We start from the raw sequence: 230 nt of genomic DNA on the forward strand, positions 1-230 counted from the left end.
GGTGGCGGCAGCTGAGCGAATCGCGGGGCGCGTCGTGTTCGACCAGGTGCCGACGGGTGTGGCGGTCACACGATCGATGACACATGGAGGGCCGTATCCGGCGACGACGGCGCCGGGCTCGACCTCCGTCGGGGGTGCGGCGATCCAGCGCTGGCTGCGGCCGGTCACCTATCAGAACGTGCCGGACGAGTTGCTGCCGCGCGAGCTGATCGACTGACCGGCCTGGCCAG

The 230-nt window shown here is 70.9% G+C and carries 1 protein-coding gene; it reads left to right on the top strand.

Annotated elements, in window-relative coordinates; all coding sequences use genetic code 11:
- Positions 1-217 (top strand): hypothetical protein (locus tag SB773_RS35095; protein ID WP_486304348.1); only part of this gene is annotated, 217 nt, incomplete at its 5' end.
- Positions 218-230: the final 13 nt, after the last annotated feature.

The sequence above is a fragment of the Bacillus sp. SIMBA_074 genome, assembly GCF_046534555.1.
GTDB lineage: Bacteria > Bacillota > Bacilli > Bacillales > Bacillaceae_G > Bacillus_A > Bacillus_A mycoides.